A 26,060-nucleotide genomic window follows, 5' to 3' on the forward strand; every position below is an offset into this window, starting at 1 on the left:
CTATGAAAGATTTTAAAGAAAACCCATATTACGACCTATTTTCAAAGCAAGAATCCAATAAGTACAATATTGGAAAGTCTAACTATAAAGAAAGGATTAAGAAACTGAATGCCTTGCAGATTGCCATTGAAAAGACATTTAGAAAAGACATACAAGAGGCTTTATTTAAAGATTTGGGCAAGCCTCGGGTTGAAAGTGAAATGACTGAAATCTATCAGATAGTCAGTGATATTAAATATGTAAAAAAGCATTTACGGCTGTGGATGCGCAAGCAAAGAGTTAGTACACCCTTGTCTATGTTAGGAGCTAGCTCTTACTTTATATATGAGTCTAAAGGAGTGTGTTTAATTATTTCACCGTGGAATTTCCCGTTTAACTTAACTTTTGGGCCCTTAATTTCAGCAATTGCTGCTGGCAATACTGCTATTATCAAGCCTTCCGAGATGACGCCATATTCATCAGCTTTAATGAAAAGTATCATAGAAACTGTTTTTAATGACGATGAGGTTGCACTTATAGAAGGCGAAGTTGAGGTTTCGACAGCCTTATTAGAATTACCTTTTAACCATGTTTTCTTTACAGGATCTCCACAAGTGGGTAAAATTGTAATGAAAGCTGCGGCCAAACATTTGGCATCAGTAACCTTGGAACTCGGAGGAAAATCTCCAACGCTTGTTGATAGTACTGCCAATATAGATTTAGCAGCAAAAAAGATTGTCTGGGGCAAATTTCTTAATTGTGGCCAAATTTGTGTGTCTCCAGACTATGTGCTTATTGATGAAACAGTAAAATCTCAGTTTATTGAAGCCTGTAAGAAATGGATTGCCAAATATTATGGTAATCATCCAGCGTCGTCTCATTCTTATGGTAGAATTGTAACAAACAAACACTTTAAAAGGTTACGGGCTCACCTTGACAACGCAAATCAACATGGTGCAGTAACAGAAATTGGTGGAATAAGTGAATCCCAGAGCAGGTATATTGCTCCAACGGTATTGTCTAATGTTACAGACGAAACAAGTGTAATGCAAGAGGAAATATTTGGTCCGCTTTTGCCAATTGTAACTTACAGTAGTTTTGAAGACGCCATTACCTATATTAACTCCAAAGAACGTCCGCTAGCACTTTATATCTACAGCAAATCAAAAACCAATATTGATAGAATAATTAAAAACACTAGGGCAGGCGGTACATGTATCAACAATAATATAATCCATTACGCTAACCATAACCTACCTTTTGGTGGTGTAAATAATAGTGGTATTGGTAAAAGCCATGGGTTTTACGGGTTTAAGGCCTTTTCAAACGAGCGGGCTGTGGTAAGGCAGCATACCTTTGGTATTACGGAGTTGTTGTTTCCACCTTATAATAAGTCAAAGGAGAACATGGCCAAATGGACTATAAAATGGTTTTAGATTTCAATTAGAAATTTTTAAAACTACCGTTTAATCAGTCTCTTGATAGATATTTTATTATTAACTTTAATTTTCAATAGATAAACACCAGCATCTAAGTTTCCAATATTTAAGGTTTTAATACCATTAAAGGTTGCAACGAGCTTACCATTAATGGTATATACCTTTACTTCATTAACTTCCAAAGGAGTATCTAAAGTCGTAATGTCTTTAGCAGGATTTGGGTAAAGGTCTAGGTCTTCTTGAAATAGTGTTGCATCATCAACATGTAGTACACTAAACATAAATGTGCCCTGTCCTGAGGCAATCCCGCCAAAATAGTCTTGAGTTGTTGTATTATCAATATTGGCATTATAGAAACTGTCTACCGTACCGCCTAAACCCAGGGCAATAGGATCAGAATTACTCAGTATCTCTAGCTGACCAGAAGTTGGCATATTAGTAACATCAAAAGAAGTGATGATAATTTGTTGTCCAGAGGTATGTGATAATAGGGTTTGTCCTGGTGGAAGATTGATTAAAAACCCATCACGAGTACCATCTCCAAGACCATTTGCCGTAAGAACAGCAGCAGTCACCTCAGTAGAAGATAAATTTCGTCCATTGAACTGGGTTAAATTGGAAACGTCTGCATTACCAGTAGGTAGCATTAGTGCAAAACCAATGTCTGAGATGTCTGTATTGCCAACAGAATCAAAATCTGGGATAGCAACCACTGAAAAATTGAAGTCCGAATTCTGTACTAGGGCAAACTCATAGCTTTGCGCACTTAGAACTGTAGTAAAAATTAGCGTAATAATTGTGTAAAAATGTTTCATGATATAATTATTTTAATTTGAAGGTGGAACTGTTGTTGAAATGGTGTAGGTTGGAAAGTTTAGAAAGTTTCCAGGATGATTTAGGACATTATCCTTAATAAGGTTGCTATCGTTGGCGGTACCAGAGAATCGTGCAATGCCATCTAGGTTGACATCTTCAATGAGATAGCCTGTAGATGAAAACGTGATGAAATTGAGAAAGTTTGCAGTATCTGCTAAAATGTAATCTTTAATGGTATTGGCATCATTATTAGCGCCTGAAAATGTCACAGCATTATTGTCACCAGCATCACCTGTCCAAAGGGCTGTATCACCAGTAGATAAAACAGCTTGTGCATTGAGGCCAAAGGTGTTAAAAAGAGAATTTGTAAAATCTACAATAGTCGTTATATCCTCAGCCAATACAATGGGCAACTGACTCATGGCACCAAGATGATTTCGGTGTTTAATCACAACAAAGTGATCTTTAGGAGGTGCATTCATGTTTAAGGTAGAGATACCATCTACAGCAACCACATCACCATCGCGTTGCAACAACCCAGACTTACCATTTAGTAGCTTGGTATTATCGTTACTAGAACGCAGTTCTACCCAAACCCAATCCACTATGGCATCATTACCAGTTACCGAAAATACGGAAGCATCGCACGTGGCATTATCAGCATAAGGACTCGTTGTTGGTATAAGCCCTGCACTACGTAGGTCATCATTCATAAAGCCACCAGTATCTGGATTAAGAATAGGGCCTTGTAGATAGACTACAGGGTCTATTTTTAGCTTAAAACTAGAGTTGATAAAACCTTCAGATACGGAAAGCGTAGGCATACTGTATTCTTGTACGTTAACTTCGCCTAAGGTGTACAGCATATTTACACCACCAGCAGAGGCAGATGCACCACCAGAATCTATGCTGAATTTTTCTATGGATTGGCCATAGTTAAAGAAGTTGTGAGCTATAATTATGAAAATTATAAAGTGTTTTTTCATGATTTTATGATATTAAGAGTAGTTTTTAGCTGTACCATTTTTAGTTCTTACCATATTATCCGATTTAATTAGTTTCTATTAAAAAAGCGTGTTAACCGAAATCGTTGTCGTAAAAAGTTGTACTAGTCTATTTTCATGAGTATTAAAATATATTCTGTTCCAATATACTGGCTATCAGATATTTTGATACGAATCTTATTTAGATTAGTATTTGCAAAACTATTTTCTAGGTTGACATATACTGAATTAGTATCTCCTGATGTATAATTGCCAGCAGTTGTATACCAATTGAGACCTTGAGCACCTCCAGTATTAGATTTGACCTTACAGCTTACTACATGAGTATTCTCCCAATTATAGCCTGTTGGGTAATCTATAATAGTGGTGCCTCCAGCATCACCAACACCTGTTATTTTAATGACCTCTGATATAGCCGTCCCTGATGAACCAATAGTTGTTGTATTATTAATCGTTAAATCTCCAGGAATATCAACCTTTCCATTCTTTAAAACCGTCAAGGCATTTGATCGATTTGTATCATCCGTGCCGTTGCCAATTTCAAAAAGGGGATCTGATTCTATCCAACTATTAGCATTACCATTTCCAATATTGTAGCGGCCTAGTGCAGCGCTACTAAAGGCTTGAGCTCTTGTAAAACGTCCTGCAGCAGTTGCGCTGCGGCCTGTGGCTTCTGTTGCACTTCCCATAGCAATAGAACCAATGTTAGTGGCGGTTGTAGCACTACCTAAAGCAACTGAAGAGCCTCCTGATGCTGTTGTTTCGCGCCCTAATGAAATAGAATAATCACCGCTAGCATTTGCAGAACTACCCATGGCTACTGCAGCAATATTTGTAGCATTATTTTGATTTCCTATGGCTGTTGCATATAATGCTGAGGCCGTATTGTTTCTTCCAGTAGCAAATGAATAGGCTCCAGTGGCACCTTGTGTACTTGACGCCACAGTGCTATGGCTTAAATCTACAGCATTATTACCAACATTTCCATAATTGGCAGCATCTACTCCATTTAACCTCCAACCATTTCCATTACCTTCGTCTAGGGCTTCTAGACCGGAACTGCCCAAATTTAAATCTGCATATTCTTTGGTAATTAATGCTTTATCATCGGTGATCTCAGATAGGTCAAAGCTAGGTGCGGTTATGGTACCGTTTTTAAATAGCGTTAGCGCATTAGAGCGATTGGAGTTAGATATGCCGTTTCCGATTTCGAAAAGTGGATCAGTTTCTACCCAATTGAAAGGATCTCCACCGCCAATATTGTAGCGCCCTATTGCTAAAGAGATAAAAGCTTCAGCGGTAGTTACAAATCCCATAGCAGTTGAATTGAAACCTGAGGCAGTTGTGGAAACCCCCATTGCTGTTGCGTAATTTCCTGATGCTTCTGTGCTAGTTCCCATCGCGGTTGATGAAGTTCCTGATGCTCCTGTGCTACTTCCCATCGCGGTTGAATTAGATCCAGATGCTTCTGTGCTACTTCCCATCGCTCTTGAATTTGATCCAGATGCTACTGATCTATTTCCCATCGCGGTTGAATTAGATCCAGATGCTTCTGTCCTAAATCCCATTGCAGTTGCTCCAGAACCTGACGCTACCGTCTCACGTCCCATAGCAGTTGAGTTGTTCTCAGATGCTTCTGTGCCAAATCCTATTGTGAATGAATTAAAACCAGTTGCACCTTTTGTAGTTGAAGACAAATTGTTAAAACTTAAATCTATGGCAAAAGCACCGATATTACCATAATTGTTGGGGTCGCTACCCTTCAATCGCCAACCCGTACCATTGCCTTCATCCAAAGCTTCAAGACCAGAACTGCCCAAATTTAAATCTGCATATTCTTTGGTAATTAATGTTTTATCATCTGTTATTTCAGAGATATCTAGACTTGGAGCGACAATGGTTCCATTTTTTAATATGGTTAAAGCATTAGAGCGATTTGAATTAGACGTACCATTACCAACTTCTAATAAGGGATCCGTGCCAACTACAGATTGTGGATCACCACCACCAACATTGTATTTACCAAGTGCTGTAGATTGTACGGATTCTGCTATGGTACCTTCTCCCATTGCTGTAGAATAAATACCAGAAGCTGTAGTGCTTCTTCCTAAAGCGGTTGAATTATTCCCAGAAGCAATAGTGCTGAACCCTGTAGCTAATGAGGAATCGCCTGAGGCCTCAGTTCTATTACCCATAGCCGTAGAGTTTAAGCCTGTGGCACCATAGGTAGATGAAGTTGCGTTAGAAATGCTTAAATCTACAGCGTTTATACCTATGTTTCCATAATTATTGGGGTTTCGGTCTTTCAATCTCCAGCCCGTTTTACTATCCTCAGTTATCGTATTAAGCCCATTGACATTATTCGCAGTTTCGGCATTAAGCGCATAGGGTACTGTCATAAACCGAGTTGTACCAAGATCTACTAGGCCACTGCCAGTATCGATCTGTACATTTAAAAAATGTTCGGCACTCGCCCAATCTATGCTTGAAAAGTCACCTGAATCAACAGTGCCTTCACCAATGTTTAAAATTACGAGGCCGTTGGCATCTGTAGTTGGTGTATGGGTCTCTTGATAGACATTGGTCTGAGTCACACCTTGTAGAATGGATAATTGGATTGTAATGGTTTCGTTAGCTACAACATTGCCCAAATTGTCTTTAATGATGGCTTTGTAGTTAATACTGTTGTTTTGAGCGGTAAGTGATACGGTGCTAAAAAGTACAAGAACGAGGGAATAGAGATATGTTTTCATGGATGTAGTAATTAATTTTTATTGACATCTGAACTTCTAAAAAAGAGTCCTTTAGCCCAGAATGATATCATAAAATTAATGGCAATAGCCCATGAACATCTAATAAATGGGTGGGTACACTAATTAAATTAGTGAACGGAATAAAAAAGGAAGTAAATGAAATTACAGCAAATTGAGTTTTCTAATCAATTGCTCTTTATGCGATTTGCTGTAGGGGATTTTATGGTTTTTTATAAAGATATAACCATCGTGAATAGAGTCTATTTTGGAGAAGTTGATGATATAAGACCGATGTACTTTTAAGAATATGGAAGCAGGTAATTTTTCTTCTACTTTTTTTAAGGTATTGCTCAGTAAGTGCTTTTTTTCTGAAGTATATAGATTACAATAATTGTCGTAGGCTTCAAAAAACAGAATGCTACTTTGTTTTACTTTAATGAGTTCGCCCTTGTTCTTAATAAAGAAATCATCACTCTTTTCATTTACCGTGATATTAGATTTAGCGGTTTCATATTTATGGTAGGCCAATTCTATATTGGCCATTAATGTGTTTTCATTAAATGGTTTTACAATATAGCCCGATGGATTTGTGGATTTAACACGCTCAAGCGTATTTTCATCAGAAAGCGAGGTCAGGAATATAAAGGGAATATCTAGTTTGTTTTTAAAATGATTTACGACATCTACACCATCCATATCGCCTTTAATCATAATATCAACAAGGACTAAATCTGGTTTTAGGTCTTCTATATCAAAGATGGCGTCTTTACCTCTGAGACTTATACCTGTAATGGTATGATTATCATTTTCCAAGATGGTTTTAATTGTCTCTGCAATTAATGGTTCATCCTCAACAATATGTATGTTTAGTCCTTTCAAGGTGTTTTAATAATGTCAAAATCGTTAATAATTAGTTGTGCTTCAGTACCTTCAGTTGTCTTGGCTTTTATGGTAAACGTTGCATCTAATTTTTTAGAAAGCGAATTTATAAGTTTAAGTCCAAAAGAGTTTTTTCTTCCATTTGCTTCATTGTATCCAATGCCATTATCATCAACTTTTAGGATTAATGAACCATTGTTTTTGTAAAAGTTTATAAGGAGTTTATTGTCTTTACTATTGTCTTTGAAAGCATGCTTTAATACATTCACAATAAGCTCATTTAAAATAAGTCCTATGGGTGTTAAGCTATCAATGTTTAAGATTATATTTTCAACATCTAATTCTGTATTTAAATGTTGTGATTCTAATTGATGACTGCTAAAAATATCTTGCACTAAATCTGTGATATAGTCTTTTGTTTCAACACCAACCAAATGTTTTTTACTGTATAATTTTTGATGTATCAATGTTAAGGAGCGGACTCTGTTTTGAGCATCCTTTATAGCTTCTTTTGCTTGCGAATCGATTATGTTCTGAGATTGTAGAAAAAGGAGCGAAGAAACTACTTGAAGACTATTTTTCACCCGATGATGAATTTCTTTGAATAGTACGTTTTTCTCATTAATTGTTTTTTCTAAATCCTTTTTTTGATGGGCTAGTACTAGTTTTTGCTTTTTGAGTTTGTATGCAAATAAGGCAAATAGTGCAGCAATGATAAGACCAGATAGTGCTAGAATGAGATAGAGTTGTTTGGCTTTTTCTTTTGTGGCGTTTTCTGCTTTTAAAAGTTGTAATTCGTTAGCTTTTTTTTCAGTCTCATATTTAACTTCTAGTTCAGTAACCTTTTGGAGGGTTTCCTTTTTTCTTATATCATTTACAAGGGCGTTTTTGGAGTTGAGTGCATCCAAAGCCTTTTCATAATCCTTGTTTTTATAATATGCTTGATATAAATTTTCATAGCTAATAACTTTGCTGTAAGGACTTACGTTTTTATCGTTATAGCGTAAAGATCTTTTAAAATAATAAATTGCTTCTTTGTACTTGCCTATTTCCGATAATTTGCCACCTAAATTATTTGCTAGTTGAGGCAATAAAAAACTGTATTTTAAGCTGTCATTACTATTTAGAATTTGCTTAAGCTCCATTATTTGCTCATCGGTATTGTTAATTTTGAGCATAGATGAAAGAGATTCGTGAGCTTTTGGAGAATTAAAACCATCTCTTTTTAAATATAATGCTTTTAATTGTTGTGCGTAATAGGCATGTTTAATGTAATTTTTCTTTGTTTTGAAATGGTAAACAACCATAGCTAAGTTAAATGCATTTCCGCTTTTATCTGGATATAATGAAATAACTTCCGCTATTTTTTCAATGTAGTTGTCTTCTTTTTCTGGATGTCCTAATTTTTGTTCAAGTAGGGCACGTTGTTGATAAACTCTCGTCATATTATAACCAAGTTCTTTTTTGTTTTTGGTTATTATTTCTTCTGCCTTATTAATATAAAATATAGTAGAGTCTAAAACAGCTTCATCATCAAATATATTGGCACGCATTTGATAATATTCAAACAAAAAATAGGGCCAGTAAAGGCTTTTTGCTAGTTGTAATCCCTTAGTATTAATTTTTAGAGCTTCGTTGTTTTTTCCAGCACGTAATAATGTACTAGTATAGTATGAGTATGCATGTAAGCGTAGTGAGTCTCTGCTTTTAATGGCATCATCAATATATTCAAATTTAGGTATAGATTCACTGCTCGGCAATTGATCTATTTTACGAAGAAGGCTTTTAAATTCTTTTAGATTTTCATCTTTTTCCAGAGCTACAACACTATCAATAGTGGCTTGAGAAGTATTTTGTGAAAATACCACAATTGGAAAAAAAAATATGATTAGTAAAAGTCTCAAAAGCTCAGCTATTAATTTAGAAAGTCACGACTTCAAATCTACATTTCTTTCGCGATTTTAATAATATGACCGTAGAAATCACCCTAAATTTAAAAACTCTCTAAGATATGACTTAATTTTTTTGGTCACTGACACTATTTTTTTAGTGGGCAGAGGTGTTTTTACTTTAAAAAGATAAATATTGAATACATAAGCTAACCAGAGCGTGTAACCATAAAGCTTAATTATGGTTATAAAGAGTGGTCTTTTAGTGCTACTAAAAGTTCAGAGCGGACATGGCCCAATGGACTATAAAATGGTTTTAACTTTTATTATAATAATCTGATTGTATCTGCTCATTAACACCATCTTGAAACTTCGTCATACTAAACCATTGGTGGATGGAGTAACTTCCTGTTTCCCCTTTTTTATTTACTGCAATATAGCCTACCTGAAAGTCCTTGAAGTTGCTATTGGGTTTTGTAACAATACGGTTAATGGCCTCTTCACACGCTTCTTGTGGGCTTTTGCCCTGCCGCATCAATTCTACAACTAAAAAACTGCCAACAGTTTTAACCACTTCCTCTCCAAGTCCAGTCGCTACACAAGCACCTATTTCATTATCTACGAATAATCCAGAACCTATAATTGGAGAATCACCTACACGTCCTCCCATTTTATAAGCTAATCCACTAGTAGTACAAGCACCAGAGATATCTCCATTCTTATCAATCGCTAGCATACCTATAGTATCGTGATTTTCAATATTGATGATAGGTTTGTATTTGGCTTCAACTTTCCATTTCTCCCAAGCTTCTTTTGATGCTTCTGTTAGCAAATCTTCGGGTTCAAAACCGCTTGAAATAGCAAATTGTTTGGCACCTTCTCCTGCAAGCATCACATGAGGCGTCTCTTCCATAACCTTGCGCGCTACAGAAACAGCATGAGTGATATTTTGAAGGTAAACAACTGAGCCGCAATTACCATGTTTATCCATTATGCAGGCATCTAAAGTTACATTGCCATCGCGATCAGGCAAACCACCTTTACCAACCGATTGACCTTTTTCATTGGCTTCTTCTACCATGCACCCTTGTTCAACGGCATCAAGCGCATTTCCGCCAGCTTGCAGCACTTCCATAGCCTTAGCTGTGGCCTCTTTTACATGCCATGTTGCGATAACTAATGGTAACCTTTTTGAGTCTGCTATTACAGTTTTATTAGCTTCATTGATGGGCTTTGATTTGGTCTCATCACAGCCTACCAAGGAATTTCCAACCGCTAGGCCTACTCCAGTTAAAGAAGCATTTTTAATGAATTCTCTTCTTTTCATAATTCAATTTTTAATAAGTTACACCTTGTTTGTCTAGCACATTTTTTGTTCTAAACGCATAAAACAATAGATATATGAAACACGCTACGGCAATCCAATAAGACGATTGAATATTAAATACATCAGCTAGTTTCCCTTGTACTGGTGGAATGATGGCACCACCTAAAATCATCATAATTAAAAATGCCGATCCTTGAGAGGTGTATTTTCCTAAACCAGCTATACTCAATGTAAATATACATGGCCACATAATAGAACAGAACAATCCACCAGACAAGAAAGCGAACAGTGCCACGTTTCCTGATGCAAACAAGCCGATTAGCATCGCAATAATTCCAAATAAACTGAATATTTTGAGTGTTTTAACTGGTCTGTCTTTTGCTAGAAAGAATCCAAAGATTTGAACGGCAATACAAATAGCAAAGAATAACATTTCATTAATCGAAAATTCATTTCCAGCGATATAGTTTACGGCAAGAATAACTCCAAAAGCAACATATGGGACAATGATTAAAAGGACTTTTTTTAGACCTTGACTTGGTTCAAATACAGTTATAGCACCAACCCAACGACCAATCATTAATCCTCCCCAATATAAAGAAATGTATATGCCAAGCTGAGAATCGTTAAGTACTGGTAATCCTAGTGAATTTAAACCTGTTGTACCAACGCCTTGTTTTAAAAGCTCTCCAAGATTACTGCCAATAGTAACTTCTACTCCTACGTACATAAAAATAGCCAACATCCCTAAAACGAGTTGTGGATATTTCATGGCTCCCCAGCCTTCTGATTTTTTTGTGGCGCTAGAATTTGCAATAAAAACAGCAGCTATGACGGCAAAAAGCGCAACAAATAATACAATTAATCGAGTTTCTTCCACACTTTCAGTAGGGAGAGCATCTCCAGCGTAAGTGCTAAATATGTATCCAAAACATCCAATAATAACTAACGTTAATATGATTAATAAATTACGAGCTTTATTCGCAGGTTCGAATGCGGTGTCTGATTTTAATGCAGGCAATTTCTTTGAAAAATAGAATAATGCCGCTGCGACTAAAAATAAAGCACCAACACCTAAGTAGAGACTCTGTACGGTAACCAAAGTAATTTCATTATTAGCTATCATAGTTGCAAGTTCATCAGTACTCCAGGATGCGGACCCAAAGATGACGAGACTTACGACAACAGGTCCAATGGTTGTTCCAAATGAGTTGATTCCTCCTGCAAGATTTAAGCGATGCGATCCTGTTTTAGGGTCTCCCAATGCTATGGCGAAGGGATTAGCGGCGGTTTGTTGTAGAGAGAAACCCAAGGCAACAATAAAATAGGCGACGAGTACCAGATAAAAAACACCTGTCTGACCTTGTTCTGCACCAGCCGTCGCAGGATACATCACAAATGCACCAATAGCAGACAACAAAAGACCATAAATAATCCCGTTTTTGTAGCCCCAATTGTTCATGATATCCTTTTTAATAGAACCAGATAGAACAAATAAAAGAAGCGCACCTATGTAATAGGCACCATAAAAGGCAAAATCAACTAATTGCGATTGAAACTGATCGATATTAAAGTACGTTTTACAAAAGGGGATGAATACACCGTTAGAAGCGGCGATAAATCCCCAGAAAAAGAAAACCGTCACTAATGTAGCTAATGCCGATTTGTTGTTTTGATTGCTCATTATAGTTAATGTAAGTTATTGTTTATTTAATTGATATTTCATCTGCAAAAATCCAGCTGCGGCCATCCATTGGGTAGCCTAAATGCCATTGTGGAAGTACTCCCAGTTTTTTAGCAATGATTTTTACGTATTTATATTCGGTCATCGGAATTTTAAACTCAACAGTTTTAATTTCAAGTTCACTATTTCGTTTTGAGGCATCAATTATTTTAGATGGCAGGGCTTTAAAGGTTATATTGTCTTTTGAAACCAAACATTGAACCTTTGTCGGATAAAAAATCCATGCACCTTGATCTTGTAGAAAGTTGATGGAAATAGTATTAATTGGTTTTTGACGACCTAGGTCAACAGTTGCCACTAAATCCGTATTCCAATAGCCTTGCCAACTGCCTGTTCTATAATTTTTGGTACTTCTAATGCCGTCTATTAGGGCATCATTTCCCCCTGCTGAATATTGATTTGCATATTCACTTTCAAGCGTAATGCTGAGGTTTGGGTCAATTTTATAGAAAGGTGTAGTTAGGACAGGACTTTTTAATTCTCCTTTTTCTGAATACAATTTCACCTTGGCATCTTCAGTTATGGTGAATGGTTTTTCATATAATTTAAAATCATAATTATCAATAGCATAATAGATTTTGGCATCTTGTTCTGAAGTATTTAAAACCACCTGAGTTTTTCCCCTGAAGGTAATGTCTCCTTTTTCAATGTAAGGTGATGGTAAAATAATATGATCTGTGATTTCAGTTTTTGGTTCGTTTCCTTCTCTACTTCCCCAAACTGCCGGATTATCAGACATGGTAAACTCTAAAGTGCCTCCAGAAATAATATCCTCATGTTTTAAATAGGTTACATCCATATCTTTTCCATTGAGTTTAACATATTCAACATAAATATTGGTGTCACTTAAATTATTTGCAATAATTGTGAACTGTTTTCCATCTTCGAGATTAATGGTGGCTTTATCAAAAAGTGGTGTTCCAATGACATATTCATTACTTCCTGGAGTTACCGAATAGAAGCCCATTGAACTCAAAACATACCAAGCACTCATTTGTCCACAATCTTCATTTCCCGAAACGCCGTCTGGTTCATTTTTATAGAGTTCAGTTAAAATTTGGTGTACTTTTTCCTGAGTTTTATGAGGGCTATTTACAAAATTGTATAGATAAGCCATGTGATGGCTAGGCTCATTACCATGAGCATATTGCCCAATTAAACCTGTAATGTCAGACTGATTGCGACCAGAAGTTTCTGTTTTTGCAGAAAACAATTCATCGAGTTGTGCTTCTAATTGGTGTTTTCCGCCGAGTAGATTTATAAATCCTGAAATATCCTGAGGTACGTAAAAACTATATTGCCAAGCGTTAGCTTCTGTATAATTAAAGTTAACCTCGTAAGGATCAAATGGTGCAAACCATGTGTTTCGGAATCGTCCTCTCATAAATTTTGATTCCGGATCAAACATATTTTTGTAATACTGTGCACGTTGTATGTATGTTTTATAATCTTCAGATTTACCCATAGCTTTTGCCATTTGTGCAATCGTCCAATCATCATAGGCATATTCTAAGGTTTTAGAAACTGATTCACTTTCCTCATCAACAGGAATAAAGCCATATTTCTTATACGATTCTAGCCCGAATTTATTTCGCGTTGCGGAGTGTTTCATCGCTTCAAAAGCTTTTTCGGTATCATAATCTCTAATACCTTTTAAATAAGCATCAGCCACAACGGGTACAGCATGATAACCAATCATACAATCGGTATAATTTCCTGCTAAATCCCACGTGGGCATAATACCTCCCTCATCATATTTGGCTAAAAAAGTATTAATGAAATCGTTGGTGCGTTCTTGCTCTATAATTGTATAAAGCGGATGTGCAGCTCTGTAGGTGTCCCAAAGTGAAAACACAGAATAATAATCAAATTCAGCATTGTGAATTTCCAAATCCATCCCTCTATAACGACCGTCAACATCTTGATAACGGTTTGGTGCAATCATGGTATGATATAACGCGGTGTAGAAATTCGTTTTTTTATCCGAATCGTCACTTTCAATCACTACCTTTTCCAGTTGTGACTCCCAGTATTTTTGTGCTTCTTCTTTTACAGTTTCAAAATTTTTGTTGCCTATCTCTGCTTCTAAATTTTTAAGAGCCCCATCAATGTCAACGGCAGAAATGCCGACTTTAATAATTATGGGTTCATTATTCGGATTAATAAATTTTAATGACGAACGTCGTGCACCTGGCATTCCGGATTCCGGTGGTGATTGTAGTATATCATTAAATGGATGGGACGTTTTAATTGCGAAGAATAAACGTTGGTCTTTTGCCCACCCTTCTGAGTGTCTGTAACCGACAATCTCAGTATTAGAAATCTTATTTATTTTTGCATCTAAGACTTTATCTCGATGTACTAAATCTAAAATCACAAATTGATTTTCAGCTGAAGGAAATTGATATTTGTGAATACCGCTTCGTAGGGAAACCGTTAATTCTACATCAATATTGGTAGAATCTAAATGAACTTTGTAATAGCCAGGTTCTGCAAATTCATTGTCATGGCTAAAATGCGCACGATAGCCTTTTTTACCGTCTGCGCCATTATTGAAATTGGTTTCATTGGTTGGCATTAACAACACATCACCATAGTCGCTAATACCTGTGCCACTTAAGTGCGTATGCGAAAATCCATAGATATACTCATCTGTATAATGGTAACCAGAACATCCATCCCAACCATCTAAACGGGTGTCAGGACTCAATTGCATCATTCCAAAAGGTAATGTGGCACCTGGATAAGTATGACCATGACCACCTGTTCCTATAAATGGATTTACATAATTAATAAGAGGTTGGTCTTTTTCGGCAGGACTTATTTCACTTTGCTTTGAGCAGCTGATGCAGACCATAAGACTTAATAAAATGTAGAATCGATTTAAAGTCATTGAAAAAAGGATTGCTTATTTTAGAGCAACTAATATACTAAAATGCACTTCAAGCAGTTTTTTCAAGCGTTACTTTTGTCATTATTTGTATTTGGGTGTACTAAACGTAGTCCTTTAATTGAGGAAACTGCGCTTATTCCTATGCCATCTCAAATACAAGAGGGAGATTCTTATTTTTCTATCACCTCAGCAACTGGAATGTCTTACGATTCCATTTTTAAAATAAGTCCAATATTTTTTAAGTCATTCATTGAAGAAGGTAGCGGTATTACACTCAAAAGAGGCAATGATATTAGGTTTATATTAGACAGCACTCTTTCAAAGGAAGCTTATAATCTTCAAATTTCTAAAGTTGGAATCTCTGTATCGGCAAGTACTGATGGAGGTGCTTTCTATGCCGTTCAAACATTAAGGCAGCTATTGCCAATAGCTTTAGAGGAGGATAATTATACGTCATTAGAATTATTGATTAAGTATCAATCCATAAAAGATGCTCCACAATTTCCATACCGAGGCATGCACCTCGATGTTGGTAGACATATGTATTCTGTTGATTTTATTAAAAAATATATTGATGCGCTGTCCTTATTAAAGATGAACACCTTTCATTGGCATCTCACCGAAGATCAGGGTTGGCGCATAGAGATAAAACAGTATCCTAAACTGCAAGATGTTGCCGCGTATAGAGACGAAACCTTAGTTGGTCATTATAGTGACCAACCACATCAATTTGATGGTAAGCGTTATGGTGGCTACTATACTCAAGACCAGATTAAAGACATTGTAACCTATGCCCAAGAACGTTTTGTCACTATAATTCCAGAAATTGAAATGCCAGGGCACAGTCAGGCTGCTATTGCCGCTTATCCAGAATTAGGTTGTGTGGGCAAACAAGTTGAAGTAGCAAAAAAATGGGGTGTTTTTGAGGAAATTTACTGTACTAAAGACTCAACTTTTGAGTTTTTAGAAAATGTTTTGGATGAGGTTTTAGAATTATTCCCAAGTGAATATATCCATATTGGTGGAGATGAAGCTCCAAAAACACGTTGGAAAAACTGTCCCAACTGCCAAAAGCGGATTAAAGAGGAAGGTTTAAAAGATGAGCATGAGTTGCAGAGCTATTTTATACGACGTATTGAAGGTTATCTCAACGCTAAGGGACGACAAATCATTGGTTGGGATGAAATTCTAGAAGGTGGCTTAGCACCAAACGCTACGGTTATGAGTTGGCGTGGCACCAGCGGTGCCATTGCTGCTGCACAGCAGCACCATAACGTTGTTATGACGCCAACGTCACACTGTTATTTCGATTACTATCAGTCTGAAAAAGAGGATGAACCCTTGGCCATAGGGGGTTTTCTATCGTTAAAAAAAGTCTATAGTTTTAATCCCATTCCTGAAGAGTTGAACCTAGAGGAGTCTGAATATATCCTAGGTGCGCAGGGTAATGTTTGGACAGAGTATATGCCCACAGAGTCGCAGGTAGAATATATGGCGTTTCCAAGAATGTTGGCTATGAGTGAAGTGGTGTGGACAAATCCTAAACAAAAAGATTACTCAGGTTTTACCAATCGAGTAGAACGATTTTATAAGCGATTGGAGGCTATGGATATCAACTATGCTAATCATTTTTATGATATTGAGGGTGACATGCTATTTAAGAATGAAGAAAGCTTTTACAGCCTCACTACTTTATCGGAAGGTAAAGACATTAGGATGACTACAGATGGCACTGAGCCTAATATTAATTCTAAAGTTTATCAGTCTCCTGTAGCTGTCACCGAGAGCGGCATTATAAAAGCTGCGGTTTTCAATGATTCAATACAATTGGGAGCAACCTTCGCACAAAATATTAACTATCATAAAGCCATTGGAGCAAAAATTTCAATCGATAAAAAACCACATAAAGCTTATGTTGGAAGTGGACCGGAAGGATTAATTAATGGGATAGTTGGAAGTGATAAGCGCTTTGGCGATAAAGAGTGGCTAGGCTTTTGGGGTGATGATATTGAGGTTACGATTAATTTCGATGAACCAAAGGAAATTAGTGTTATTGAGACAAGATTTCACAATGGACAAGGACAGTGGATTTATGCGCCAAAGGAACTCTATTTTCAGTTTATTTTAGATAATGGAAGTATTATATTGGATCAGAGAGAACTAAAACCTGCTGATGGGCTTCACGTAAATTTAAATTACAATTTCAATACGCCTGAAGGTATGAGAATAAAAGTAAAATCAATTGCCATTACAGTTCCTAATTATGGAATTATCCCGGAGGGCAACCAAGGTGCAGGGAACAAGGCATGGACTTTTATTGATGAAATAATTGTCAATTAATATGAAATTAGAAATCTGCGCAAATTCGTTTCAATCTGCTTTAAATGCAGAAATTGCAGGTGCACATCGCGTGGAATTATGCCAAGAATTATCCGTTGGAGGAATAACTCCTTCATATGGGTTAATGAAGAAGGTTTCCAAAAAGCTTAATATTCCAATATTCGTTTTAATCAGACCGCGTTCGGGAGATTTCGTGTATTCAGATGCTGAATTCGAAGTCATGAAATACAATATTGACATTTGTAAATCCTTGGGCTGCCATGGTATTGTTTCGGGAGTTTTAAACCCGGATAACACAATTGACGTAAAGCGAACTCGAGAATTAGTTATCTATTCAAAACCATTGCCTTTTACATTTCATCGTGCCTTTGATGAAGTGACCAGCCCAAAACATGCACTGGAGCAATTAATAGCACTAGGCGTTGATCGAATTTTAACTTCTGGTCAACAGACAACTGCAGAAAAAGGTGTAAAGTTACTTAAAGAATTGAACGCTCTTGCTCAAAATAGAATAAGTATCTTACCTGGAGGAAGCATCACTACTAAGAATGTTCAGCTGTTTAAATCTGCTGGGTTTAAGGAGATCCACGCCTCTGCTTCCAAAACACTGAAGCCAAGCCAAGGGATGTTTAATGCGACCCGAACAGTCTCAGATATAAATAGGATTAAATCTATTTTGAATGCGTTATAGTGTTGTTTTCATTTTGGCCTTTATTCTCGGATGTCAACCAAAATACGATGTTCCTCAGACTATTGAACTTCATTTAAACTGGCAGTTTCGAAAAGCAGGTGATAGTATTTGGAATTCTGCAACGGTGCCCGGAAATGTGTTTTCAGATTTAATGAAAAATGGACTTATTGAAGACCCATTTATTGGCGACAATGAACAAAAAGTCCAATGGGTCTCCGAAGAGGATTGGGAATACAGAACGACCTTTTTAGCAGATGAAGAAACACTCCAAAAGAAAAATGTAGAATTAAATTTTGAAGGTCTAGATACTTATGCCTCCGTTTTTTTGAATGATAGCTTAATCTTAAAAACCAACAATGCATTTCGAGAATTTAAAGTCAATGTAAAACCACTTTTAAAATCTGAAAATGAATTACGAATTCTTTTTGAATCTACTTCAAAATATGAAGAAAAGGAAAAACAGAAATTGCCTTATGACTTACCAGAAGGCGAGCGTATTTTTACTAGAAAAGCACAATTTCAATACGGTTGGGATTGGGGCCCAAAACTAAATACTTCAGGGATATGGCGACCAATTGAGTTAATCGCTTGGGATGATTTTAAGTTTCAAAACCTTTTCATAAATCAATTGAAATTGTCAGAAAAAGAAGCTGCTCTAAGTATTAACTTAAATGATAATGGTCAAATTAATCCCGAATTACAATTTGATGTTTTTGTCAATGATAGCTTATTCATAGAATTTAAGAATCCAAACGCATTAATGCCAACACAAATTCCAATAACAATCCAAAACCCAAAACTTTGGTGGCCACATAATTTGGGAGAGCCCTATTTGTATGCTATTAAAGTGGTAGTTAAGGATGACGAAAGAATCTTAGATAGTATTTCTACACCATATGGTATCCGTGACATTGAATTAGTAACAGAGAAAGATAGTATTGGTGAGTCTTTCTATTTTAAAGTTAATGGTAAACCGGTTTATGCAAAAGGAACGAATTATATTCCACAAAACAGTTTTCAAAACAAAGTGACTGCTACGGATTATGAAAATCTTTTAAATGATGTTGTCGAAGCCAATATGAATATGCTCCGTGTTTGGGGTGGTGGCATTTATGAAAACGATATTTTTTATGATTTATGTGATGAAAAAGGAATTTTAGTTTGGCAAGATTTTATGTTTGCATGCGCGATGTATCCCGGTGATGACGCCTTTTTAGAAAACGTAAAACAGGAAGCCATTGATAATGTGAAACGCCTTAGAAATCATGCCTCAATGGCATTGTGGTGTGGTAATAATGAAAATTCTGAAGGTTGGTATCGTTGGGGTTGGCAGAACGGAAGAAGCGAAAGAGAGAAGGAAGAAATTTGGAATAACTATTTAAAAGTTTTCGACTCTATTTTGCCTCTTTCAGTTGCTCAACTTACTGATACAGATTATTGGGAAAGTTCCCCTAAATATGGACGAGGTAATCCAAAACATAAAACTGAAGGTGATGCTCACGATTGGTGGGTTTGGCATGATGGGTATGCGTTCGAGCATCTAGATAAAAATGTACCACGTTTTATGAGTGAGTTTGGGTTTCAATCTCTACCCAATTATGAAACTATCAGATATATCAACCAAAGTGATAGCATAGAAATTTTTTCAAAAGGGTTTAAAAATCACCAAAAGCATCTCCGAGGGTTCGAACTCATCAGAGATTATATGGAGCGAGATTTTCCAATGCCAAAAGATGCCACGGATTACGTTTATATAAGCCAGTTGTTGCAGGCTTATGGAATTGCTAAAGGGATAGAGGCGCACCGTAGAGCCAGACCACATAATATGGGCACTTTGTATTGGCAATTAAACGACTGTTGGCCTTCTGTATCTTGGTCTAGTATCGATTTCCTTGGAAATTGGAAGGCCCTTCATTATAAGGCGAAGCGTAGCTTTGAAAATAGATTAGTTAGCACAAAAGTTGAAAATGACACGCTGCAAGTCTGGATAGTAAATGATGATTTAAAGGCTTTAAAGGAGAATTTAAAAATTAAGGCTATTGATTTCTTAGGTAAGGTATTGCAATCGTATAATCTGTCTGTAAATGTCGCATCGGCTTCAAGTAATTTGGTATTCAAATTACCTTTAAAAGGTTTGGAAAAAAATCTAAATGAAATGGCTGTTATTACTGAATTTCAGAATTTAAAACGAGTCCATTGGTTGGTATCGCCAAAAAACCTTTACTTTAAAACGTCACCAATTAGAAAACATATCTCACAGAATAAAGACGGTTTTAGTATTGAATTATCGAGCAAAACCCTTCAAAAAGATGTGTTTTTGTTTACAGATACGAAGGGAAGATTCTCTGATAATTTTTTCGATATGTTACCCAATACGATTTATACTATTATGTTTGAAACTTCGGAATCCTTCAAAGATCTTCATATTAAAAGCTTTAACAATTTCATAAGATAAGTCGGTAGGCATCTTTGTACATTTGATTAGATAAGAAAATAGCACATGCGCTGGTTTATTTTTATTCTTCTGGTTGGTATAGCAGATTATTACGCTTTCCAGGCCTTACGTACTATAACAAAAGGCAATTGGTGGTACGTTTTATATTGGCTGTTTACCCTTGGTGTCATCGGTAATTTTGTGTATCAGTTTTATGGGTTTAATCGAAGTAACGGTTTCTCTCAAAGTAATTCTTTGGCGGTCGGTTTTCTGATTGCTATGGTCGTTCCCAAATTAGTGCTAATAGCTATAATGTTTACAGAAGATGTCTTTAGAGTGCCTCAAGGTCTGTATAGCTATTTTATGCAAGACACTGGTGGAGAAAATGGAGTTAAACATTTTCCGTCCAGACGAAAGTTTATTAGTCAAATTGGCCTTGGTTTAGCAGCAATACCATTTGCTTCCATATTGTATGGTATGTACAAAGGCAAATACAATTTTAAAGTACTTAAGTATGTATTGCATTTTGAAGATTTGCCATCGGCTTTTGATGGATACCAGCTTACTCAAATTAGTGATATACATTCTGGTAGTTTTGATAATGTAGATAAGGTTAAATATGCTATTGACCTTATAAATGAACAGAACAGTGACGTCATCCTTTTTACTGGTGATATGGTTAATAATAAAGCGACCGAATTACAACCATATGTGCCAATATTTAAGAAATTAAATGCCAAAGATGGTTTATATTCGGTATTGGGCAATCATGATTATGGGGATTATGTCAGGTGGAATTCAGAGGAGGAAAAAATCCAAAATCTTGAGAATTTAAAAGATTTGCAAAAGGAGATTGGTTTTGACTTATTGCTCAATGAAAATCGATTTATAGAAAAAAACGGTGAACGCCTTGCTATAATAGGCGTTGAAAATTGGGGAAAGGGTGGTTTTAAAAAGGCTGGTGATTTAAAACGTGCAATACAAGGAGTTGATAGTGATGATTTTAAGGTTCTATTGAGTCATGATCCAAGTCATTGGGATGCCGAAGTTGTTAATGACGATTACCATTATCATTTAACCTTAAGCGGCCATACCCATGGAATGCAATTTGGCATTGAAATTCCAGGAGTGTTTAAATGGAGTCCTGTGAAATGGCGATATAAGCATTGGGCAGGAATTTACGAACAATTAGGACAGTATATTAATGTTAATCGTGGATTTGGATATTTGGCTTTTCCAGGTAGAGTTGGTATATGGCCAGAAATAACCGTAATAGAATTAAAGAGAGGAACAAAAGAGGCATAATTGCTAACAATTGTTTATTTTTATGATGCTCGGAATGAACTTTCTATAATTTTGGTATTATATTTTTAATTAGGTTTGTATAACAACGTTTGACTAAAATCCATTTTATATGTCAAAATTTGGAGAATTAATTGATGTAGACACTCCTGTTCTTCTAGATTTCTACACAGAATGGAACGAACAATCCATAGCAATGCATCCCGTATTGAGAGACGTCGCGGCAGCATTAGGAGATAAAGCCAAAGTGATTAAAATCGATGTAGATAAAAATAAGGAACTTGCAGAAGCATTGCGGGTAAAAGGCCTTCCTACATTAATTATTTATAAAAACGGTGAAATGAAATGGCGTCATAGTGGTGAGCAAGATGCGAATACTTTAATTGGCATCATCCAAGAATACGTATAACGTATTAATTTATTGCCTTAAAATTATAGCCTTCCCTTGAGAAATGGTCTAAAACCTTTGGAAGTGCATATTTAAGATTTCTTTCGGCTTTTAGACTGTCGTGAAATACTACAATACTTCCAGGTTTAACTTTTAAGATAACATTTTCCAAACATTCTACTTCGGTTGTGTTTTTATCCCAATCAAAAGATAAAACATCCCATAAAATTATTGAATAGCCCAAGTTTTGAAGCGCCTTACTCTGTTTGGATTTAAACTTGCCATAAGGTGGTCTAAAGAGTTTTTTTTCTTTTGATGTTATATGCGAAGTCGTTTTGAGCATTTGGTTAGTCCCAACCGTAAAACTATTAAACGCCCCCGAAATCAAATGATTAGTTAACTCTACATCATTTATGTATTCCTTGGTTTTGATTTGCCATCCTTTTAAATGATTAAAGGTGTGGTTACCTATGGTGTGTTCGCCCTCAATGATTTCATGCAAAATCTCAGGAAAGGATTTGATGTTATTTCCTATACAGAAAAATGTGGCTTTTGCTTTATAATCCTTGAGTGTTTGTAATACCCATTGTGTAATTTCTGGTGTTGGTCCATCATCAAAAGTGAGATAAATATCCTTACCATTTGTTGGGATAGTCCAGACAAAATTTGGAAAAAGTGATTTTACAAATTCCGGTGTTTTGGCTGGTATAATTTTCATCCTTTATTATTCTTGCTCTGGAGCAATAAGTCCTGAACTGTCATTAAGTAAAGAGTTGATATCAAGATCTTCGCTAGGGGTTAAATCTTCTTCAGAAGGTCCCATGAGGGGGTCAAATAGCTTTAAATAACTATTAAATTTCTTAGTTTCCTCTAAAACAAAATCTTCGTCATCATATACCACAAGTACATCTACTAATGCCCTGTAGCGTTGAATATCTGTGTAAATCTCTTCGATTAATCGCTCTTGGGTTTTAATCGATTGACTACTCAGATACATCAGATTTTCTTGGTATTTCCTAGCGACATCCTTAAATAGGTTTCGAGCTTTTTCGCTGTTGCCAACTTCGTAGTAAGTACTAACATAAGGTTCTAATAAAGAATAAAAGCTAAAGGTGTCAACTGGCATCTTATCCATTGCTATATCTGCAATTTCTTCAGCCTTTTGCAGTTTATCTTCATTAATAAGTTGTTCTATCAATCGCGCAATGTTCCCTCTGTAAGTAATACCATTGCGTCGTGTTTCAATATCGTGATAAATGTCTTCACCACTTCCACCCCAATCCCAAGATTTAACTAAGTCATACATCAAGTCTGCATCAACTCGGCCCATATCGTATGGATTAGCTCTATCTACAGGAGTTTTTATAGGCACTAATTTATAACACATACCATCTAATTGTAGGTAGTCTTTTAGCCAAATATAGTCTTCATCACTAAAGGCGCCACCGGAGAAATATATTGGTCTCTCCCAGTTGTTATTGGCAATAATATCTAGCATTAATAATCTATTTTTATAAATATAACTTCCGTCAATTTGCAGGTATAGGTTATTTTCAATTTTTGAAGCATCTTTTGGTTTAACAATACCATTTCTTAAAACGGCTTCTTTGTCCACAGGAACACTGATATTCCGTGTTGGAAAATAATTAGAATTGAGTAGATGCTTTGGATAAACCCTCGGGTCTTCCCCTCTGCGCTCAATAATATATTTTAATTTGGTGGTCGGTTCTTCACTCCCTACAAAATCCATGAATTGATTAATGTCTAGAGTGTCTTTTGCTACTTTTTCACTAATCTCTCTATAGATTACAACATCCCTGTTGCTTCCTCTGTATTGATCGTGAGTAAGCTGCGAGGGAATTGGGTCGCTTTCATAGGCTTTACGCTTCATTTGGTCTATATACCAATCTGTTTGAAATAAGCTTGTATTAACAACTCTTACGTCAGTTCTTACACCTTCTATTTCTTGCAGATACCATAGTGGGAAGGAATCATTATCGCCAATTGTAAACAATATAGAATTTGGCGCACAAGATTCTAGATACTTTCTTGCCATAGCATTAGCAGTATATTTGCCGGAGCGATCGTGGTCATCCCAGTTGTTAGCAGCTAATATACCTGGTACTAAGAGAAGACATAATAGACTAATAGCGGGAGCGAGAAATTTAGACTTAATTTTTTCGTTTAGTAAATCATATATAGCATAAACTCCAAATCCAATCCAAATTGCAAAGACATAGAACGACCCTACTACCGAATAATCGCGCTCCCGAGGTTCAAAAGGTCTAATATTAGTATAGAACTGAATGGCCAAGCCTGTCATTAAGAAAAATACTAATAGTACCCAGAACCGTTTTTTGTCTACGTTGAGTAAGAAAAAGAAGCCCACAAGACCCAATAACAATGGTAGAAAATAGTAGGTATTCCTTGCTTTGTTTTCTAGTACATCTGTAGGAAGATTATCTTGAGACATACCAAGATGTATCTCATCTATAAAATCGATTCCAGAAATCCAGTTCCCATTAAAGTCATCATACTTGCCTTGGACATCGTTTTGACGACCCGTAAAGTTCCACATAAAATAACGCCAATACATGTACCCAAATTGGTATTGAAACATATATGCTAAATTATCTGCAAAAGAAGGCTGTTCAACAATAAAATACTGTTGGGCAAATCGCCTTAAGAATTGGTCATAACCTTCATAATCAATCTCGCCATTAGCTACTTTCATCCGAAAGTCCATAACCATTTGGTCTATTCTACGTTTTTCTTGTAACGCATATTGTCCAGCACGATCTTCGTCAAGGCCATAGCTTAAAGCTTCCTCGTATATATCATTTTGTAGGCTAGGATCAATTTTAAAATCGATCAAGCCCGTAAACATCATATAGTTTTGAGCATGCTCGCTGCTCCACATTCTTGGGAGTACAAAGGCATGATCGTGATTATAGTTTTGTTTACTTTTTTCCCAATCGTTTATGATAACGTACTTTCCTAATGCCTCGTCCTTCTCATAGTTTTTTTTGTCGTCAACAAAGGGCTCGTTTTTATCTGCTCCCGAGTAGATTTCGGTAAATTGAGGGCCATAAAAAAGGTGAGTTTCGGGGTATTGCTCTAAATTGTAGTAGGCCAGTAATTCCCTAGCATCAGAAGGATTATTTTCATTAATTATTACATTGGCATTTGCCCGAATAGGTAACATTACCCAAGAAGAAAAACCAATAAAAATGAACATAAGACACAGCACCATTGTGTTGAGATGCGGCATTTGGTGCTTTCTTGTATAGTTAAGTCCAAAATAGAATAGAGCAATAACTATAAGACCTGTGATTACAGTACCTGAGTTAAAAGGAAGACCTATTGAGTTCACAAAAAAGACCTCAAGATTTCCAAACAATTTTAGCGTTGTAGGCAATAATAGTTTGAAAATAAACAGCAAGATTGCAGCTGATGCAACATTAGCTATGATAAAGTTCTTAACTGTTATGGTTTTATAATTTTTAAAATAATAGATAAGTCCAATAGCAGGTATAGTTAAAAGTCCCATAAAATGAACACCAAAAGACAAGCCAATAATAAATGCCATTAGAACAAGCCAACGATTTCCTCTGGGTTTATCCATATCTTGCTCCCATCTTAAACCGACGTAAAATAAAATGGCCATAATTAACGTAGCCATGGCATATACTTCGGTTTCAACGGCATTAAACCAAAAAGAGTCAGTAAATGTAAAAGCTAAGCTACCTACAAAGGCACTACCTAATATGGCATGTCCTTTAGAAGTAGAAGACGAATCATCATATTTAACCAGCTTAACTAACAGCATACTAATAGTCCAGAACATAAATAGTATGGTAAATGCACTGGCCACGGCACTCATCATATTCATAATCATTCCTATTTGCGAAGGTTCAAACGCAAATACGGAAAAAAATGCACCTAACATTTGGAATAATGGCGCTCCAGGAGGATGTCCCACCTGTAATTTTGAAGAAGTTAAAATATATTCTCCTGCATCCCAAAAACTCACCGTGGGTTCAATAGTTGAAGCATAAACGACAAATGCAATAGCAAAGACACTCCATGCTAGAATAGTATTCCACTTCTTAAAATTAAAATTACTCATGTAATCTTGTTTAATGATGCTGGCGAATTTAATAATTATTACAATACAGACAC

General features: G+C 36.2%; 16 protein-coding genes. 6 read left to right on the top strand and 10 right to left on the bottom strand.

Annotated features, from left to right (window positions below; genetic code table 11):
* Positions 1 to 2 precede the first annotated feature (2 nt).
* The gene (locus J4050_RS02095; protein ID WP_208152277.1) at positions 3 to 1,415 is read left to right on the top strand and encodes an aldehyde dehydrogenase family protein; all 1,413 of its coding nucleotides are present in this window, start codon (positions 3 to 5) and stop codon (positions 1,413 to 1,415) included.
* 23 nt (positions 1,416 to 1,438) lie between these two features.
* Here the strand turns inward: J4050_RS02095 and J4050_RS02100 are convergent, their stop codons facing one another.
* The 8 genes from J4050_RS02100 to J4050_RS02135 form a co-directional block, all read right to left on the bottom strand.
* A complete protein-coding gene (locus J4050_RS02100) occupies positions 1,439 to 2,233 on the bottom strand; it encodes a T9SS type A sorting domain-containing protein (RefSeq protein WP_208152278.1) in 795 nt (264 codons plus the stop codon).
* Positions 2,234 to 2,245: 12 nt separating this feature from the next.
* Positions 2,246 to 3,220: a hemagglutinin protein gene (locus tag J4050_RS02105; protein WP_208152279.1), complete on the bottom strand. Its 975-nt coding sequence runs from the start codon at positions 3,218 to 3,220 to the stop codon at positions 2,246 to 2,248.
* 122 nt (positions 3,221 to 3,342) lie between these two features.
* Positions 3,343 to 5,991: a hypothetical protein gene (locus tag J4050_RS02110; RefSeq protein ID WP_208152280.1), complete on the bottom strand. Its 2,649-nt coding sequence runs from the start codon at positions 5,989 to 5,991 to the stop codon at positions 3,343 to 3,345.
* Between the two features lie 162 nt (positions 5,992 to 6,153).
* Positions 6,154 to 6,870 (bottom strand): LytR/AlgR family response regulator transcription factor, encoded by a 717-nt coding sequence (locus J4050_RS02115; RefSeq protein ID WP_208152281.1) that lies wholly within the window; start codon positions 6,868 to 6,870, stop codon positions 6,154 to 6,156.
* Complete coding sequence (locus J4050_RS02120) at positions 6,867 to 8,774, bottom strand: histidine kinase dimerization/phosphoacceptor domain -containing protein (RefSeq protein ID WP_208152282.1); 1,908 nt, start codon at positions 8,772 to 8,774, stop codon at positions 6,867 to 6,869. Before J4050_RS02120 ends, J4050_RS02115 begins: the two co-directional genes overlap by 4 nt.
* A gap of 301 nt (positions 8,775 to 9,075) precedes the next feature.
* On the bottom strand, positions 9,076 to 10,086 hold the full coding sequence (locus J4050_RS02125) for an isoaspartyl peptidase/L-asparaginase family protein (RefSeq protein ID WP_208152283.1): 1,011 nt from the start codon (positions 10,084 to 10,086) through the stop codon (positions 9,076 to 9,078).
* 10 nt (positions 10,087 to 10,096) lie between these two features.
* Entirely contained in the window at positions 10,097 to 11,770 is a 1,674-nt protein-coding gene (locus tag J4050_RS02130) for an MFS transporter (RefSeq protein WP_208152284.1), read from the bottom strand.
* A 22-nt stretch (positions 11,771 to 11,792) separates the two neighbouring features.
* Entirely contained in the window at positions 11,793 to 14,723 is a 2,931-nt protein-coding gene (locus tag J4050_RS02135; RefSeq protein ID WP_208152285.1) for a GH92 family glycosyl hydrolase, read from the bottom strand.
* 75 nt (positions 14,724 to 14,798) lie between these two features.
* On the opposite strand from J4050_RS02135, the gene J4050_RS02140 reads away from it, so the two are divergent.
* From J4050_RS02140 to J4050_RS02160, 5 genes are all read left to right on the top strand, one after another.
* Complete coding sequence (locus tag J4050_RS02140) at positions 14,799 to 17,063, top strand: beta-N-acetylhexosaminidase (RefSeq protein ID WP_243878521.1); 2,265 nt, start codon at positions 14,799 to 14,801, stop codon at positions 17,061 to 17,063.
* The gene (locus J4050_RS02145; protein ID WP_347879099.1) at positions 17,053 to 17,754 is read left to right on the top strand and encodes a copper homeostasis protein CutC; all 702 of its coding nucleotides are present in this window, start codon (positions 17,053 to 17,055) and stop codon (positions 17,752 to 17,754) included. The genes J4050_RS02140 and J4050_RS02145 overlap by 11 nt, the downstream gene beginning before the upstream one ends.
* Positions 17,744 to 20,209 carry a beta-mannosidase gene (locus tag J4050_RS02150; protein WP_208152287.1) on the top strand — a complete coding sequence of 822 codons (2,466 nt, stop codon included), beginning with the start codon at positions 17,744 to 17,746 and terminating at the stop codon, positions 20,207 to 20,209. The genes J4050_RS02145 and J4050_RS02150 overlap by 11 nt, the downstream gene beginning before the upstream one ends.
* 45 nt (positions 20,210 to 20,254) lie before the next feature.
* A complete protein-coding gene (locus tag J4050_RS02155; protein WP_208152288.1) occupies positions 20,255 to 21,493 on the top strand; it encodes a metallophosphoesterase in 1,239 nt (412 codons plus the stop codon).
* Between the two features lie 109 nt (positions 21,494 to 21,602).
* Positions 21,603 to 21,899 (top strand): thioredoxin family protein, encoded by a 297-nt coding sequence (locus tag J4050_RS02160; protein WP_208152289.1) that lies wholly within the window; start codon positions 21,603 to 21,605, stop codon positions 21,897 to 21,899.
* 4 nt (positions 21,900 to 21,903) lie between these two features.
* Here J4050_RS02160 and J4050_RS02165 read toward each other — a convergent pair whose 3' ends face one another.
* Positions 21,904 to 22,596, bottom strand: a complete 693-nt coding sequence (locus tag J4050_RS02165; RefSeq protein WP_208152290.1) for a polysaccharide deacetylase family protein — start codon at positions 22,594 to 22,596, stop codon at positions 21,904 to 21,906.
* Positions 22,597 to 22,602: 6 nt separating this feature from the next.
* Positions 22,603 to 26,007 (bottom strand): glycosyltransferase family 117 protein, encoded by a 3,405-nt coding sequence (locus J4050_RS02170; RefSeq protein ID WP_208152291.1) that lies wholly within the window; start codon positions 26,005 to 26,007, stop codon positions 22,603 to 22,605.
* Positions 26,008 to 26,060 lie beyond the last annotated feature (53 nt).

The sequence above is a fragment of the Winogradskyella pelagia genome (assembly GCF_017581965.1).
Lineage (GTDB): Bacteria > Bacteroidota > Bacteroidia > Flavobacteriales > Flavobacteriaceae > Winogradskyella > Winogradskyella pelagia.